The sequence below is a fragment of the Candidatus Ruminimicrobiellum ovillum genome (genome assembly GCF_002392975.1).
Classification (GTDB): Bacteria; Elusimicrobiota; Endomicrobiia; order Endomicrobiales; family Endomicrobiaceae; genus Ruminimicrobiellum; species Ruminimicrobiellum ovillum.
The window spans coordinates 20,668-40,051 of the sequence record NZ_DGIC01000012.1; the positions used below are offsets into that span (position 1 = coordinate 20,668).

Below are 19,384 nucleotides of genomic sequence, written 5' to 3' on the forward strand. Positions count from 1 at the left end.
AAACTTGTATTAGTTTAAACCCGGTATATTCATTCCGCCCATAAGTTTTTTTGATTCTTCCGCCATAGCTTTTTGAGATTCTTTTATGGCTTCCTGCATAGCGGAAAACATATATTTTTCCATATCTTTTACCGAATTTTTACCAAAATCTTCCGGTAATTTCAAACTTACTATTTCATTTTTTGCATTCATTGATATTTTAATACCTTTATAATCTATATCAACAATCTTTGCTTTCAAAGCTTTTTCCATTTCTTTAACTTTACTTCTCATTGACATTGCTTCTTTGGCCATCTTAAATAATTCCATGATTATTCTCCAAAACAAAATTTTATAAATTTTAACAATTTAGACTACATTTTTCAAATAAAACAAAACTTTATGCCGCTGACAATATAGATTGCATAGTTTCCATTCTGTTTTCCAATGAAAGTTCTTGTTCCAAATCCACTTCCGACATTTCCTGTCTGATTATCATCTCGTCCCAATCTTTTTCGAGTTGTCTTTGTTCGGTAGTATCGGCGTAAATATATTTTATAAATTCGGAAATTAAAATATATTCTATATCTTCTTTGTTTCCTATTTGTTGTTCCAACACTTTCAACAATTTATCGGCCGTTTCAAAGTTAGAATCTTGTTTTACGGCATCGGAAAATACTTTATACAAGTTTGCTTTTTCTTTAGCATTTAAAACAGGCAACAACGAGAGTAAGTTTACCAATATATCCAAAGGAATAGCTTTTAGACCTTCTTGTTTACCTATTAAAGGAACAATATCTCCTTTTAACGCATATGCTATTAATCTTGTCCACTCGCCCAAAGACCTTGTCAATGCATCAATATTACCATAATGATAGGCTTCGGATGTAATGTCAAAACTCATGTTATAGACATCAAAATTTTTATCTCCCAAAGTTGTTGCATTTTCGTTTAAGAATTTTTTCAATGTAGAACCGGCTCTTGTTTGAGAAAACGGTGTTTGTATAACAACAACATCTATATCTTCTTTATCTTGTATAAAATCTTTAAATTCTTTTTTTGCAAAAATATTTGCTATGTTTTCCGGCGTATTTGATGCTTTTGTTTCCAAAACAATTGAGTTTATCAATTGATTAATTTCTTTTCTTGTCAAACCGTCTTGCCTTGCCGATTCTAAAATTATCCACTTAATAATTGCGGCTTCGGTAACGCCGTCTCTTGATACAAGATAAAAAATTTCGTTTCTTGATACGGGTGAAGTAATACTTTCGTCTAACAACAAGATTTCTTCGTTGTCTGCAACCTGCACGCTATCTATATCAGCCTTAGTAAGTTCTGCAAAAATATCGTTATTCAAAGATAATAAATCTTCCACCGTTCTAATATCTTTTGAACTTTTCGTTCTCTTAATTCCGTCAACCAAATTATTATGTTCCGGATAAGATTTCGGATTTCTTAAATTTCTTATTATACCTAACGAACCTCTTGTGTTACCGGAAATAAATATTTTGCTGAGTTTGCCTTCTCTATATAGTCTGTATGTTCTTACAAAAGAAGAAACACTTAAATTTCCCAATAACAAACCGATTGTAGATTGCGGCTCCATTTCGGAAAAGTCACTCGGAGAAAGAAGGGTGTCTACTTCCTGATACAAGGCTTCTTTTGTTCTTAATGTGTTCGGAACAGCTACGGATTTTGCAAAAGACATTAAATCTTTTTGTCCTTGATAATTTTCAAATTCGGCATGAACATCTTCATATGTGGCGGCAGAACCGAATGTCAGTGCAAAATATTCTATAATTTCGTGTAATGCCAGTTGTTTTAACAACTCTTCTTTTTCTTCTTTCGTTTTCTTGTCTAATTCTCTTAAAAAGGCTTCACTGATATAAACGGTTGCCGTACCCGTTTCAGGATTTACATCCAATGTCGCAAAAGAAAAGGTTGATGCGTTTTCAACTAAATCCAACGATCTTGATATGACAAAATTAACATTTGAAATTCCCGTAGCAAAACCTTCTTGTGTATCAAGTCCTAATTTTTCCAACAAATCGGAAATTTCGGACAAATCCGGATTTTTTATATTTTCTGCAATTATATTTACTTGTTCTCTTGACAAATAAGGTGTTTCTTGTGATAGAACGGACTGTTCGTCGTAGGTATAACTTTCCCTTGAATATAACCCCAATAATATTTGAGTTATAAGTAACGGATATTCGGAAAACAACGATAAAATATCAAAAAAAGCCGATTCCATTTCTTCGTAATCGGAAACTTGCAACTGTTCACCGGGATGTTCTCTTTTTATTTTTTCGGAAACAATTCCTGTTCTTTCAACTAATTCTATAGCCGCCGAATACATTCTAACATCCGGTAACATTCTGATTTCTTCTTCGGAGAATTCGGGATTTTCAGCTTGTTCCGAACTTATAACCTGATTTTTGATATCCTGCAAAATGATACTGACAAGCCCCGAATGATTTATCATAGCATGTTGAACCAATGCTCCTACATTATTTCCCAAAGACATTAAAGGTAAAAACTTGCGAGGTCTGACAAAATCCATGGTAATAAAGATTTTTTCTTTATTTTCTTTCTTACCTATTTCTCTGCTGCTCTTATCGGCTACATATTCGAAATGTATATCTTGAGATTCCAATAAATCTTGAACGACATCAAATTCATAACCTTCGTAATCCACAAAATATTTTCTGTCGTTAATAATAAGATTATATCTTGAGTTCGGTCTTTTTCTTGTATCTACCCTGATTATTTCAGCTCCGAGTTTATCGGACAACAACTCCAATATTTGTTGTTCACTTACTTTTTTCGATTTTGTTTTTATAAAAATACAAGTTTTGTAATAATTTATTATGTCGCTGTAATTTATAACTCCGTAATCCAAGGCTTCAAACAATTCAAACATATTTGATAAGTTATAATGGTTTGCTATCATTACGGATCTTTTTATAAACACCGACGGAGAAATATCTTCCAATTCAAGATCTTCCATAACCCTTGATATGATATCCAACACTTCAGCCAAAAGTTTTTTGTTCCTTAAAATTTCATTTCTTGAATCGGCATCATAAAACTTATCTATAATTTGTTCTTTAGATAACTCTTTATTATCAAGCATAATATTGTTATCTTCGTAAAATAATAAGTAGGCCGCAAGCTCGCTTAAATCTGATTTTTTTGTTATTTTTTCGGACAAAATTGTACTTATACTTTTATTGGAACTGTTTTTCGATAAATATTGCAATTGTGTTCTTATCGGCTTTCTTTTTAATTCTTCTTCGGTCATTCTCAATGTTTTACCTTTAATTTCGGTCTTTATGATTTTGTACACTTTTGCATCTTCAAGTTTAACGTCCATACCTAACGGCTCACCATCTTCATCGTATACGGCAACTTCGGTATCTGCAAAATATTTACTGTTCATCAATTCACTTACGGTTGCATCTTTAGGCAAATCCATAACAAAATAACCTTCTTCATATTCAACAAAAAATATGGTTCTTGTTCCCAAATTTTTATTCTCAAAAATCTGTCTTCTGTTTTCTTCCAAAGATTTTTCAGGATCATATTCGTCCGGAGTAAACACAAATTGTTTTCTTTCTTCTCCAAGCTCTTTTACTACAAATTTAAGCGCTATTTCATGAATAAAAGTACCATCGAAAAGGACCAAATTCATTAAAAGTTTTATTTTGTTTCTTATTTCATTTATTTTATTTTCGATTTCTTCGGCTTCTTTGCTGTCGGTTGGTTTTGCTTCTTCCAATTTTTTTAACTCTTGTATCAGTTCTTCTATTTCCGGATAGATTTCGATTTTTCTTCCGGTTTTGTATTGATAATGAGGAGCGGAAAGTGTTTCCAAGTTATAAAAGCCGTATATTTCTTCCTCATAATCTACTCTCTTATACAAACAAGCTTCTATGGGTAACGATTTTTTCAGTGCCGAAAATTTTATTCTTGCCTGTTTATTATTATAATCTCTTTCAAATTTATCAAAGTTGCGCCCAAAAGATTCCGAAAATTCTCGTATCATATCATCCGAGATATATTTATCATATTCTTCATTATCTATAACAATATGTAATCCTATTAAATCTCTGATTTCCTTACCGAAAATATCCATAAAAAACAACTCAACCCACATTTTATTATTCACTAAATACTCTCTTAATTTTCCCATTTCTCTCAAACCGGAAATATCAACAAAATTTTTCGGTAACTCATTGAATATTTTTTTAATATAATCAACGAATTCGTAGTCGGCAAAAATTTTACTCCTTGTTTCGGCAACTAACTTATTTACGAAAGCCTTCTGCTTATCGTTTAACGAATCATAATCGGTATCTATATGTTTCAAGATAAACTCTATGTCGGCCTTTTTCGTACCTTTATCTTTGGCAGATTCTAAAATTTCTTTAAACAAAGAATTATCCGATGTTAATATGAACTTAACTAAACCTTTTTCTGTTTCTCCGATTGTATGTATAATTTCCCCTTTTCTTCTTTCGGAATTTAATTTTTCGTGTATACTATATAAAGATTTCGGTCTAAACTTCACAGTAAAAGAATCTTCCGGAAGGCCTTTAGCTTTAAGTATTGTTTCCGCAGCCATTTTAATATCTTCATTAATTCCTTTAAATTCAGTATATTGTACTCCATACAAAGTTTCTATTATGTTTAACAAATTCAAATATTCCTGAGGATTTGAGATTTCAAACAAATCGTTTCTGACATATTCATACATATCGGAATTTCCAAATCTTCTCGACAGCGGCAAATATACCGAATGCACCAAAAGAGTAGCTTGGTTTTTGGCTTCATTCATTTCCTCTTCGGTTTGATACTTTTCCGGATTCGGATATTTTGCCTGAGTAAGTTTATGAGCGATTAATGCCAACAAGGTTTCTTCGTTTTCCGCTGTTTTAGCAACGAGATCCCAATAATTTTGTAACGATCTTTCCCCTTGCATATCTTTGAAATCTTTAAATTGTTCATCTATCTTTTTTATGGCATCCAAGCTTTTGAATAACGACGGCAGATATTTGTCTAATCCGGATATATTCAAATTTTCCAACTTATTTTTTATTGTTTCAATATCATCCATTTCCAATAACAAAGCTATTGCTTGTGCTTTGACAAAGACATCTCCGTTTGTTTCTTCGTCTGCAAATTGTTTCCACTGATCCAAGTGAGAATACTTATCATAGCCTATTCTAAAAACCTGAAGATTTGTAGAATTATCGTAAACAAATTCTTCTATTACCTTTAAAAAGTCTTTGCTGTCTTTTACTTCTCTTGCGGTATCATTCTTTTTCTCTTGTTTTCCTAAATAAGCCTTTACAAAATCGTTTATTGTATCTATGGCTTTTTTCTTCTCTTGTGAAAAATCCGTCCAAGTATTATTATTTTCGTACCTGCTTACGGATAAAAATCTCCATGCATTTAAAACTTCATCCAATTTCTTTTGTTTCTCTTTGTCACTTGAAAAAACGCTATGCTTCAAAAAATCAACCTGTTCTTCAACGGAAATAGGAAGATTACTAAAACTAAAACCGTCACTTCCGCTGAATATTTCGGTTATAGATTGAAAAATCATTTTGTTAAGGACAGCTTCAAAAGCCATTAAAGACCATCTCGTCGTGAAAATCTTGTCTCTATTCTCGGAATAAATGGAATAAAATGATTTCCCTATCCAACCTTTTCCCGTTTCCGATATTGTATGATACATTCCTGCAATAAAATCCAAATTATCAAAACTGTCAGTCTCTTTTAAAGAATCGTTCATAACAGCATTCATGTATTGTTCATACAATTCAACACATTCTTTTTTATCGGCTTCCAATACTTCATAGTTTAAAAACGGAGCTACTTCTTGTTCGGCAACAAGAGTATTGATATTCCTTTTATCCAAAGAAGTTGTCGAATATTTAAGAATTTGATAGTTCACTAATCCCAAATCTCTTAATATGGAAGAATATAACGGGGTAAAATATTGCTCTATCGATTTTGATATTACTCCGTTTTTAACAATTATATCGTAATAAATATCGGAATCTTTCATTGAATTACCTTTTGCAAGAGAACCTCCGATTATTATTGCAAACATAGAATCGTTCATAAGAATCTTATCCAGTTTCAATTCGTCCAGAGCAATATTTTTTGCGTTTATCATTGCATTTCTTACCGCTTTTATGTAATCTTTTTCTATTCTCTCCATTCTTTCAACATATTCATCGTAAGAATATTCACCGCTCGTATATTTTCTTTCATAGAATTCTGCATATTTTTCGAAATGATATTTTGCTCTTTCCATTTTTCCTTTTTCAAGATATTTTCTTTTTAAAATATCTTTCTCTTTCATGAGTCTTATACGTTCGCTCTTTGTAACCCGAGCATCATCAAACAACTGTTGTAACTCGTCCTCTATAAAATTTTCAAAATTCGAATAACTGATTTCCGCATTTTTATATTCATTGATAAGCTTTGATATTCTATTTGTAAATTTTTCGTCGATAAGAGCTTCCGCATTTTCTATTTCTTTTTCCGAAAAATGAAAATATTTGAGCTTCGTTTTTTTGTCTATCAATGATATATTGAATTTTTTACAGAATTGTTCGATAAGATCTCTGTTTGTTTCATTACCGGAAACTTTTTCATAAATATTATTGATACCGTTGGCATCCACATAATTATATCCGCACATATAAGCATACGTTATTAAATATGGAATATTGTCTTTCCAATCATCATATTTTACGGTCAACGGTTTTGATAAATCCAAATTAAATTTTATATTATATTTCTCCAACAAACCGGCTAAATCTTGTTGTGTTATATCGGCGATTGATTTCTTTTCACCAAGCCCCATAAGTAATATCAGTTCGACAATTTCGGTATTTTTTACATTTAAAATCGTTTCTCCTTTTTCCAATATGTCAAACATTCTGACCATTAAATTTCTTGTAATTTCACTGTCGTGTTCGGCAAGTTGTTGTAACACTTTTATTCCTTTGGAATCTTTTGATAATTTAATCAACCAATAAAATATATATTTTTTTACTTCACCGTTTGTCTTCGAAATTACATCAAGCAAAAGTTGCGGATTTTTAATAATTTCATCGTATGTTTTTTCGGTAATAAAGTTCGAACCTTTAGGCTCTTTCGACAAATCAAAGAACACAAAAGGTTGTACTTTTGCTACTTCACTATCCCTTAACTTTTTAAAAATTCTGTTGTATGTTTTACTGTTTCTTGAAATAATATCTTCAACAAAAAAGATATTCCTTCCGTAAATTTTTTCTTTCTGTTCCAACGAAAGAGGTGTTTCTTCGTCAACTTCGCAAACAGGGAAAGATATATCATCTATTTGAGTTGAACTGACATCTTCCGAGTTACTCCATTGTTTGACATACTTTTCTTTTAGTAACTTTTTAACCAAATTCGGAAGTTCATCGAAAAGCATATACTCATTCGATTTTTTGTATACAAAAACATACTCATCGTTAACGAACTTTACAAAACTTTTAATATCGAAAGCAGGATTGGATAAATCGTATTCCTGTTTCAGTTTTTTACAAATTTCATCCGCAATTTCGATTTTTGATTGAGAAATTGTATCTTCTTCTCCGCTTCTTACCGCTAAAAATCTGGCAATATCTTCATCTGAATAAGAGGAGTCTTCATCCATCGACACCAAAGATATAATTCCGGAATATTCGGAATTTTCTTCATTAACTTCTGAAATTATCTCATCCAATTGTTCCAATAATTTTCTTTGAGATTGGACAACTTCCGAAGAATATCCTTGTTCTCTTATAAACTCGGCAAAATCAGAACCTTTTTTTATGTATTTATGAAATCCGTCGGGAGTTCTGGCAAAATCTTTATAATGAGAATTATACCTTTTACTTTCCCCACTGACAGCTATTATTTCAAGTCTTTCATGAGTTATTAATGTTTGAAAAAATTGTCTTATCTCTTTTTCGGTAAAATCTTCCAAATATGAAAAAAGTGTATTTGATATATAAATTTCTTTTACTATGTTTGCACCTACGGAATTTGTACCCCATACAACATAAAATAACGAAGCATACTCTTTTGCATTTCCGTATCTGTCTTGTCGTGCACCTACAAGCAGAGGACTTTTTCCGACTTGTATCATTTTTTTCCCTGCTTCCGAATCTATATCAGGATATTCTTCTCCCAAATTCTTATACTGTTCTTTTAATACTTCTTCCAATACTTTATATTCTCTGCTTGAAGTAACATCATCCACAGGCTCCAATCCTATTATTGCTCTCATAACTCTATTTGCAAACCACGGTAATAAAATATTTTGATTCAGCAATAAATTTGCGGCAATTTGATTGGCAACCCCTATACTACTTTCTTCCGATTTAGAATCTTGATCGGAAACAGATAATTTCATCTTTATCGTATCAATACCCAAAGCTCTCTTTATTAAAAGTTTAATATTTTTTGATAATGTCGTTGTTGTAGACGAATCTTTTTCTATTTCAAGTTTTCCGTTTTCAAAAGTTAAGACATATTCTTTTTCATCCACTATTATCGTTGCTTTACCGTTAGAATCAAAACGAAGAGTTATAAAATCTTCAACAGAACCTTTTTCGGAACTGTTTTGCAATGATGTCCTTATAGCACCATTAATAATATCTTCCACTTCTTTTAAACTTTTTCCCGCTTTAAAATGTTCCATCATTGAATTTAAAGAAACGATTACATTATCAACAATAATAGGTGCTTTTTGTTCTAAAAACGGTCTTTTTGATATCGCATTAGTATCAACCTGTGCCTGTTCCACTATACTATCAAGATAATTCTGTTCATACATAGGATCGGATTCTTTAACATTAGGTGTCAATGTGATATAAGAAACTTGTTTTTTCTTTAACAGTTCATTTACACCTTCGGTATGAAAACCGCCGGAAATTATAACTTTCACATTTTTTGTTTTATCTAATCCGGATAATATCTTGTCAATATTGTAAAATTTTCCTCTGTAGTTATTTTCCGCATTAGCATTGTTGTTATCCGGAACAAGATTATCGACGAAAGATATATTTCTTTCCAAGTTTAACTCATTAAAATTTTCGGCAACAACCAAATATCTGTATAAATCAAACAAATTATCATTCTGTATGTATTTCGAATATAAATTCGCAAATCTGCCGTAATTTTGTTTATAATAAATGTATTCATTTGAAGAAACAGACGCCAATAATAATTTTTTGTATATTTGAAAAAACAAATTGATAAAAACAACCTCTTTATTCTCGACAGTTTTGCTGTAAGACAACAAAATATCTTCCATCATTTCTCTTTCTTCTTCTACCAAGTCGAGAGGATTTATCAACGATGATATTTCCCTTAAACTTATTAATTTAAACAAATCCGGATATTTTGTAAACTTATCTACACTGTTTGTCTTTTCTGATAAATATGCAAAAACGACATTTATGTCCGACAAATTTTTAGAATCTTGTAAAAGGTTAACATACTCCTGATAAGTTATTGTATTCTTTAAGTTTGTAAGAACCGTTTGAAGCTGTCTTTCCGCTAATTTTTGATTTATATTCTTACTTGCATTTAAAACATCGATATACAACTTTGTGTTTATATACTTTAAAGAAGAAATTTTTCTTTTAGATAATTCAATTAAAACCTTTTTATAAAAAAATTCAGAAGATATTTTTTTATTTAAGTATGCATTATAAAATTTTAAAAGACTTATTTGATCTTTTATCAAATAATTATTCAAATTTTTAATATTTGTATATTTATTCGATAATAATTCGTTTATTTGTTGTTTGTTTTTTATTAAAAAAGAATAATTCTGTATATTTCTATCGTATATATTTTTTTGTTCGGTCGGTTTTAATATTTTGTTATTCTTATATCCGAAAAATTCCGCGCCGGAAAGTTTATCGTTTGCATATAATGATTCCATCAAAGCATTTAATTGTTCTTCGTTTAAAGAAGATGCCATTTTACTATAATCAATAAAATCACTTGCTCCTTCGATATACACATCCAAATCGGCACATTGTTGATTTAATTTTTCCAACAATTTATATATATTATCTTGGACATCCTTATTGTTATGCAAATCCTGAATATTAATAATTGTGGTATCACTGTTTTCACAAAAATTAGCCGATGTTATTTTTGCAAAATTACTGAATTCATACTGCGGCAAAACAGGATATGAAGCAGAAAAAGAATTTACAGGTAATGTCGTCGTAATCATTAACGATAATGAAATTATCGCAGATACCGTTTTCTTTAATTTATTCATTTTTATCTCCATAAAAAAAAGACTGACATAAAATGCCAGTCTAAAATCATATACAATATATTACCGCACCGTAAACATCAACCAAAACCGTGGCAATATACGAATTCAAATTTATTTTATATTGTGAAATTCCACAGAATAAATTACTCTTTTCAAACAGTTTATATTTGTGCAGATAATTCAGGATACTGTTAACATCTTCACTACAGAAAACACTTTCCGACGAATTATTTGATTTAATAAAAGAAAGATTCTGTGCATTGTAAACGAACTCATTTAAAAGGGAATACCATTCGTTGCTGTTTTGTGTTTCCTCTTTTGTATCCCGGGAAATTGTGTTAGAAAAAGTTTTCTGCACTTGTTCAATGGAAAAATTATCGAAACCGTTTATATCAACCGTATCTGTTTGTGCAGCAAAAACAGACGGCAACAGATTAAATACAAACAGAAAAACGATAATTAAAGAAAATATCCTTTTCATAATTTTATGCTTTAACCGGTATACTAAAAATAATGTTGTTTTCTTCATCTTCAAGTATAGCCGATTTTACGGAAAAAAGCTTGTATTTTTGTATATCTTTAAGAATTTCCGTTTCCAACATCATTTTAAGAATTTTTTTAACCTCTTCATTGTCGATATTTTTTGATATAGCAAAATAAAAAATATTATTTTCAACACGCGAAAATCTTAATTCCAATACTTGGACCAATTTTGCTAAAAAAGGATTCGTTCTTACACCATTGTTTAATTGCGAAATTATCAATCTTGCAACATATTCTTCTTCGGTTATATCGTATTTATTTTCTATTATTCCTTTTGTTCTGTCCGGTCCTTCGAATTCCATTAATTGTCTTTCGGAATAGTCTTCTCTTGAAATATATTGATTGGCGTATTTTTTTATATCATCAACATTTTCAAACAATCTTAACAATGTTTGATAATTCGGATCAAAAGCCGATACTACCACAAATTTTATATCGGCATCGGAACTCAACGGAATTCTTACAACGGTTGAAACTATTTTTTGCAAAGTGTCGTAAATTGCAGATATTTTCCGTGCATCGTTGGTAACCAAATCCTCAAAACAAACATCCAAATATAACGTCGAGCCATATCTGTATACAGAAGTATCCTTTTGAGTTTCTTCTTTTATTAACTTAACGGCATCTTGTTCCAATGTCTCTTTCGGAAAAGTTACACCGCAAGACGATAAAATAAAAATTGACAATAAAAAACATACAATTTTTTTTAACATTAATCTTGCTTCTTAGCTTCTTCTGCTTTAACTTCTTTTTGTTCTTCTTTTATTATCTCTTCGGCCTTTTGAATTTCGGCTTTGTTTTCCGATTTTTCTTTATCGGAAGAGTCTTTTATACTGATATATTCTTTATCGGAAATAACTTTACTTTTACCATGCTTTACAAATATTTGGTCAACTTCGGCATATGTAAGTTCTTCTTTTTTCAACATTTCCTGTGCCAAATCTTCAACTATAGCCCACTCTTTTGTCAAACATTCGTTTACTTTATTCAAACAAGTATTCATTATTTCCATAGTCTCGGTATTCAACTCTTCTTTAAGTTTTGATGACATACAATCTTTAGGAATAGCGGTAAAGTCTCCGACAAAACCTCTTGTTCCCATACCGAAATTCCATACCATCGAATTTGCAACCGACATAGCGTGTCGAAAATCACTTGAAACGCCGGTTGATGTTGTTCCGTATTTTATTTTTTCCGCAACATAACCGCCAAGAGCAACCATAACGGTAGCCAACATTTGTTCCCTGTTTTGATTATGTAATTCTTCCTTCGGAGTATGATAAACAAACCCCAATGCACCGCCTCTTGATCTTATCGTGGCTTTAAAAATTTCGTCGGTAGGATGTAATAAATATACGGCAACGGCATGACCGGCTTCATGATATGCCGTCATTTCTTTTTCTTCTTTTGTCATGGTTAAACTTGTTTCTAATCCCAAATTAACTCTATCCATGGCCAACGACAAATCTTCCATATCAACAAATTGTTTTTTATTTCTTGTCGATATTAAAGCTGCTTCTTTAACAATATTTTCTATTTCGGCAGGAGATTTAAATTTTGTCCCTGAAGCTAATTTTCTTACATTTATGTCGTCTCCTGATTTTATTTTACCCAAATAATATTTAAAAATATCTTCTCTTTCTTCGAGAGTCGGCAAAGTTATTTGAATTTTTCTGTCGAATCTTCCCGGCCTTAAAAGAGCTTTATCCAACACACCTTCATTAGCATTGGTAGCTGCTATGACAATGATATTTTGTCCGGTACTTTCAAGTCCGTCCATTTCAACAAGCAACTGATTTTGAGTACTGTTGGTTTCTTCTCCGCCGCCCATATAAGAGAACGTTCTTCCTCTACCGATAACATCAATTTCATCTATAAACACTATACAAGAACCTTCGGTATAAGCAAGTTTTCTTGCCTGTTTAAAAAGTTTTCTTACCCTTGATGCACCTACTCCGACAAACACTTCAACGAATTCACTTCCGGCTATGGAAATAAAAGGCATTTTAGCTTCGGTAGCAATAGCTTTGGCAAGCAAAGTTTTACCGCATCCCGGAGGTCCCATAAGCAAGATACCTTTTACAAGTTTTCCTCCTATTTTTTTTACTCTTGAACTGTCTTTTATTATATCAACAACTTCCATTGCTTCTTTCTTGGCATTTTCAAAACCTATAACATCGGTAAATTTAACATTTACTTTACTTGAGTTCACTTTGTTTTTCTTCAATTTTGAAAATCCGCCGCTGAAAAAAAACATATATGCACCGACGAATACTATAGCTTGAATGGCTCCCATAAGAATATACATAGGAATAGAGGCGAGCATTGTACTTCTTGCATAAGAATCCAATCTCATAAGCAAATACGCAAAAGCCACTATAAGCAAAACAGTCAACAAAGCGATTGTCATTTTACCCCAATTGTCCATAAAAAACATTTTTATCTTTCTCATATATTACTCCGCTAATTAAATTTCATATATTCTTATATTATAGTATATTTGGAAGTTTTTATTAATAAAAAACAGGATAGAAATAATATTGTTATTTCTATCCCGTTTATTATATTTATTGAATATTATGCCGCACTCAAAATTCCTTTGATATTTTTGATTTCCATAACATCTATATCGGTAGCGGTTCGGAAATCAATATTTCTTTCCGCATACAAAGGAATTAATTTTATTATATCGTCTATAGCTTGAGGATCTTTTTCTTCAAAAGCTTTTTGTGAAAGTTGAGATATTTTTTCTAATAACTTAAGATCAATTTCAGCGGCTGTAGTTTCAAACGTTTCACCTAAATTTACATCCGTACTTATATTGAAATTCTTTTTCAGCGTATATCTTTCAAATAAAGCATTAGCCAACACATTTTCCAAACTTTTATCCTTTAAACCGTAATATGCGTTATCCTGTTCGAAACTTCTTAAGTAATTTATAACCAAAGCTCTCTTTAATATTTCTTCCATAAATACCGTTCTTTGCTCATCGTCGGACAAACCGAGATAATACATCGTTACGGAATCGGTTCCGGTTAAATATTTCGATAAATCTTCAAATTTGTTTTGTGAACTTGTTAAAATTTGACCGATTATATTAATATCCATAACAGGTATTTGGTCGAAATCGAAATTGTTCGCGACCTGTTTAATAAAGTTGATATTCCTTGTTTTTAAATATTCATTTAAATTAAGTGACGATGTTAAGAATGTAAATATTCCGGATGCTTTTTCAAGTTCTTTTTTGAAAGCACTTACTTTTATTATGGATAAACTTCCGTCAAAACCGTAAATTTGATTTAAATTCGTAACGAATTTCGTTTGAGTTTTAGTAGCCGTTATACCATCAACGTATTCATTATTTGCAATATATGAAAATATTCCGTATTGATTGTATTCGGTTAAGTTTGTTGCTTCCGTTACTTCATCAAACATAACAACAATTTCTTTGTTTTCATCTTTCAATTGTTTTATTATTTCCGTTAATCTTTCACGAGCAGCTTGTTTATTTCCAAGTTCCTGTTCCAAAAGTTCTAATATTTTGTTTATATAATTGTTTGAAAACAATATTTTTACATTTGTTCCCAAATTATCATTTTTCACATATAGGTTTACGGTATTAATAAAATCTTGCGATACGGATACAGTTTCGGGAGCATCATCTATATAAACTGCAACATTTTGATTAATTGTTACGGCTTCTATTGCCCTATTTTTAAGCAATGAAATTTCTTTTTGCAAATCAATAGTATTTTCGGTCTTAACCATATTAGCACCGACGATAATATTCCCGGATTGAGAATAATTCAGTCCGCTGTCGGGATTATTCATATCTATTTCGATAACATCAACATTTGCTTTCAATGCCGCTTTTTTACCGAACACGGTTTCAAACTGTCTTGTTTTACCAAAATCTCTAACTATAGTTTCATAATTCGCACCATCTGCAAACAACACTGTTGCACCGTTATAATTGCCAATCCAACATTTAACCGTTCTGCCATCTTGCGTTCTAACTTTGACAGGGACAGATTTAAAATTAAAATCCGCCGCATTTTTAGGTTTATCGTTTATCACATATATAGGAACAGTTTTTTCTTTATCATTAATTGAAAGGTTGCCGTCTTTAAGAACTTTAACATTTTCTTTTCCGTACAGTTTTACGGCTTCAGCCAAACCTACGGATTTTAAGTATCTGTAATCTATAATTATATGAGTACCGACATTAACATCAAATGCTGCCAACAAAGATGCCGCCAACGATAAAGCGGCCTGCACTATAAGGCTATATGCTCCATACAGAGCCAACATTGACATTCCAAATGCAACAAGGAATGTAATAGCCGTAGCTATCGTTAAAATTTTTGCACCCTTTGTATTTATATGTTCATTTACAAAATTTACCGGTCTGAAAAATGATTTAAATGTTTCCTCATTAATAATTTCAAGCAATGCTTTCTTTATGGAAAAAATACCACCGGATATCATATCGTTTATTTTTTGTATTGTATTCGGTAAGATTGATGTCGTTGGTTGATCAGATGCGTATTCACTTTGTGAATATGTGGGCGTTCCCAATAAAGTATAAACCTTACTTGTTCCATCAACATATGTTATTGTAACCTTCTTTACATCTAAGTCTAATGATTTGGTGTTAATAACTTCTCCGAAACTTGTTTTACCTGCAATTACTATTAATTTTATGTACTCCAAATTCGTTGTTATCATTTCAGGAGTTTCATAAGTTTCTGTTCCCAAGAAATCTCTCATATCAAGATTTATTTTTAATTTGCCGTCCGAATCAAAATAATATTTTTGATCATAAAGGCCGAAAGATGTGCCCTCTAAATTTTGACGATTTTCATCATCGTATGTTAATAATTGAAGTTGCACACATGCATTAGGGACATCGTTTAAAAGTTCCAATTCTATTTCTATTGATTTAGCATCCAACAAATTAACTGTTTCTTGGGCTCCGTAAGTTCTCCAGTTAGTCCCATCTTGTTTAACAAAATACAATCTCTGTTCATTTGAAACATCAATACCGTAATCTGCCCCTTCTATTCTTGTTATCGGAAGAAAAAATGTACCATATTCATACTGAACTCTCTGACCAACAGATGTACAAATTGCGGGAACAGCAAATACTTTCCAACCGTTAGAAGTGTAATTATAAACACCATTTGTATCGGAATAAGGAATATGATTTCCAAAGCCCATTGCCTTAGAATATGTATCTACATCCCTCATTATTAAATCCGCTTTATATTCGTTGCCAAGCATTTCGTACGCTATAGCCATCTGCATTGTCCACTCAAAACTTACAGGACTATCTTGTTCATTACTCCATCTGTAAAGATTTTCATATTTTGTACCTTTATATTCAACATCGGCTACAAAATTATTTTCCACATATTCTAACAGTCTTTCTATATCAATTTCAGATAAAGATGAATTTTCATATATTTCCGGATTAACTTCTTTTATAGAAAGCAAAACTTGAATTCCCCAAGAATAAGTATCCAAAGCTTGAAAAGTATCATTTGCTCCTCTTTTTAAAGAACCGGTTTCAGAATTATACAAATTAGAATATAAATATTCAGCTGCTTCAATTAACAACGCTTCGTTTTCTTCCTTCTTAGTACTTTCTTCTTCTCCGTATAACAAAGATCTTAAATTGAAATAAGCTATAATATCAAACATATGTTCGGTAGAAACATATCTGTTTGAAAGTTCTCCGTAATAAAAACCTTCACTTCTATGAACTTTGTTAATATAGGCATCTACTTTTTCTATTAATCCGTCAAAGCGAGTATCTCCTGTCAACAATTTATATTGAACTGCGGCTATCCCAACCCAAACTATTTCACCGGTTTTTTGTCTGTTTTCTAAATTAGACATATATAAACCACCGTTTGAATCAATAGCACTTAAAATTTCTGCAGCCTCATACGTATTTCCCATCTGCATGTAAGCCAACGCTACCAACGCCTGATCATATAAGTTTTCAATATTTATTAATGCACGTTTATCATCTCCTGCTGCGGGAATCAAAGGTAAACTATCGTTAATAAGATTGTAAACAAAAGATTTATATGCTCCGTTACCGGCACGATATTCTTCCAACAAACCTTCAATCTCGGAATTAAACCTTCTTTGTTCGTTAGACAATTCAATTGTTTCTATACCATATGGTTCATAAACTTTATTGCTATCTATAGGTTTTACCAAATTACATGCTATCAGTGAAATCGTTACTGCTACTGCAAGAATAAACGGAACTATTCTTTTTATTACTGACCTAAAACTCATTTTCCTGTTTCTGTCCGTTCTTTGCTGTTTACTTAACATAGCTCTTTGCATAAATTCGGGCATATATTCGTAAACAACAGGTTCTACCCCGTCTAATGTTTGACCGTTATATTCGGAATTTGCAATTTCCCATACTGCTCCGTTACCTAAATACAACTTATTTTCAACCATAAATAAACAAACATCTTTACTTATTTGATACACTTGCGGAACAACTATGCCTGTTCCGTAATTTAATGTCGTTTTTGTTACGGCGCCGGCAACAGTATTCAAAATATTTTCCAATCTCTCGGTAGGAACTTGAACCAACGGCCTTGCCGGAAGCTGTTGCATATCTTGTTCACGAATAAGTTTTACAATGTCTTCTTCCACATCTATAATTTGTGTCGAACCGTCTTCAAATGTAATTTCAAGTTGTTTACCTTCTTCCATTAAAGAAATTGTTATATCTTGAGAGAAAAGTTGATTTAGCTGCTGAACTAATATGTTTATATTTATACCATCTAAATTTTGGTTTTTAAGCAAAGTGGCAGCTACACTTAAAATTTGATCTTTCGGAGTTGCATTCGATATTAATCCCAATGCTATCATCTGTCTTATAGACATAGCCTGTTTCTGTGCCAAATATTCATATTCCATTCTCGATTCTTGTGTGGAATTGGCAATATTCGGAGTTATTGTTATATTCGAATAACCTTTTTTATTTAAGATATCGTTTATACCGTCCGTATGGTAACCGCCTGCAACGAGGACAATGATATTTTTAGCTTTGCTGAAAATATCAGATGAATGGGTGAACGGGTGAATGGGTGAAACGGATTTGGTTGATAAGCCCATTTTTTGGATAAAAATTTTATTTCTTTCTGTGTTTACATCGTAAAATTCCGTCAAAAGATTAGAATATTTTTCCAATTTATCAATATCGTTGGATATAGAATATTTTGCATATAATTCTTTAAATTTATCCAAACCCAACTTGACATAGTCCCACTGACTTGCCGTTAAACTTGCAGATAAATAATCTCTATAAAAATGTTCAAAATCACTAAGATAAGCAATTTCAAGTTCCGTTTCCGTATCAGACAAATATGTTCTTAACACATCTACTAATTTTCTTTCTTCTTTTACCAACTCTACAGGATTGCATTTTACGGACTTTTCCTTCAATTCAAAAACTTTGTTTAAGTCCGGATATGATTTGTTTAAATTTATATTGTTTTCATCACAAAATTTTCTTGCAAAAACCCCTAATTTTTGAATATCCGTTAAATTAGATGTTAGATTTATAAGATTATTATATTCTCTATAAGATAAAGACTGTTTTATGTCTTTCAATAAAGCAACAAGCTCTTTTTGAACCTTTTTATTGTTTACGGAATAATTAAACAAACTTAAATATATTTGTAAGTTTTCATAATTTTTTAAAGATATATTATTGTTCTTTGCATAATTAAACAATCCTATTATAAACTGTTCTTGTGATATTTCTTTCTTTTCCGATTGTTTTAACAATTTATCGAATTCTTTATTTTTTGATTTTAAATATTTTGATTTTAACAGATCTATTTCGTTCTCTATTTTAGACAAATAAACAGAAATTTCTTTTTTTGATTTTATTATATCGTTTAAGCGAACTATATTTTTCAAATATACATCTTTTTTCTCAATACCTTTTAACAAATTTACTTTACCGGTCACAGCCGAATAATATTCCGTTCCCGTAAGTTTGCCGTCTTTCAACATTTTTTCCAAAACATCTTGTTTGTATTGAGAATTAATATTTGCAAAAAAACTTGTATCTATATTACCGATTCCACCTTCGACATAAACTTTATCAATATTATATTTTTTGGATATTTCATCTATCAAATAATATATGTTTTTTTGAACGGAATAATCGCAATGCAAATCTTGTATATTTATTATAACGGTATCGCTGCTGTTATCGTTATAAGAAACAATTTTTCCGTATTTGCTTGAGAATAAAGAATTCAAATTATTCTCATTCTTTGTTTCAAAATATTGTTTTTTTGATTGCAAAGTATCAACATTAACGGCTGCAAACAAATTGTTGCCGATAATTGTAAACATAAAACATACGGATGTGATTACCGCACAGACTTTTTTGAATAGTGTTATACTTTTCTTGTTCATTAATACCCTTTATAATCATGAATATGGCAAAGTGTATATCTTTGCCATATTCATTATTTGTATTGA

6 protein-coding genes are annotated in these 19,384 nt (G+C 31.1%); all 6 read right to left on the reverse strand.

The window, feature by feature from the left end:
* Positions 1-9 precede the first annotated feature (9 nt).
* The gene (locus tag B2Y85_RS06950) at positions 10-309 is read right to left on the reverse strand and encodes a YbaB/EbfC family nucleoid-associated protein (RefSeq protein WP_372519757.1); all 300 of its coding nucleotides are present in this window, start codon (positions 307-309) and stop codon (positions 10-12) included.
* Between the two features lie 70 nt (positions 310-379).
* Entirely contained in the window at positions 380-10,309 is a 9,930-nt protein-coding gene (locus tag B2Y85_RS06955) for a hypothetical protein (RefSeq protein WP_372519758.1), read from the reverse strand.
* A 46-nt stretch (positions 10,310-10,355) separates the two neighbouring features.
* On the reverse strand, positions 10,356-10,790 hold the full coding sequence (locus tag B2Y85_RS06960; RefSeq protein ID WP_372519759.1) for a hypothetical protein: 435 nt from the start codon (positions 10,788-10,790) through the stop codon (positions 10,356-10,358).
* A gap of 4 nt (positions 10,791-10,794) precedes the next feature.
* Complete coding sequence (locus tag B2Y85_RS06965; protein ID WP_372519760.1) at positions 10,795-11,565, reverse strand: hypothetical protein; 771 nt, start codon at positions 11,563-11,565, stop codon at positions 10,795-10,797.
* Positions 11,565-13,304 carry an AAA family ATPase gene (locus B2Y85_RS06970; RefSeq protein WP_372519761.1) on the reverse strand — a complete coding sequence of 580 codons (1,740 nt, stop codon included), beginning with the start codon at positions 13,302-13,304 and terminating at the stop codon, positions 11,565-11,567. Before B2Y85_RS06970 ends, B2Y85_RS06965 begins: the two co-directional genes overlap by 1 nt.
* A gap of 125 nt (positions 13,305-13,429) precedes the next feature.
* On the reverse strand, positions 13,430-19,318 hold the full coding sequence (locus B2Y85_RS06975) for a hypothetical protein (RefSeq protein ID WP_372519762.1): 5,889 nt from the start codon (positions 19,316-19,318) through the stop codon (positions 13,430-13,432).
* Between the last annotated feature and the right edge of the window lie 66 nt (positions 19,319-19,384).

Bases quoted from the DNA above. Each gene is read 5' to 3' on its own strand.
- B2Y85_RS06975 (WP_372519762.1), bottom strand. From the start codon at position 19,318: ATGAACAAGAAAAGTATAACACTATTCAAAAAAGTCTGTGCGGTAATC.
- B2Y85_RS06970 (WP_372519761.1), bottom strand. From the start codon at position 13,304: ATGAGAAAGATAAAAATGTTTTTTATGGACAATTGGGGTAAAATGACA.
- B2Y85_RS06960 (WP_372519759.1), bottom strand. From the start codon at position 10,790: ATGAAAAGGATATTTTCTTTAATTATCGTTTTTCTGTTTGTATTTAAT.
- B2Y85_RS06950 (WP_372519757.1), bottom strand. From the start codon at position 309: ATGGAATTATTTAAGATGGCCAAAGAAGCAATGTCAATGAGAAGTAAA.
- B2Y85_RS06955 (WP_372519758.1), bottom strand. From the start codon at position 10,309: ATGAATAAATTAAAGAAAACGGTATCTGCGATAATTTCATTATCGTTA.
- B2Y85_RS06965 (WP_372519760.1), bottom strand. From the start codon at position 11,565: ATGTTAAAAAAAATTGTATGTTTTTTATTGTCAATTTTTATTTTATCG.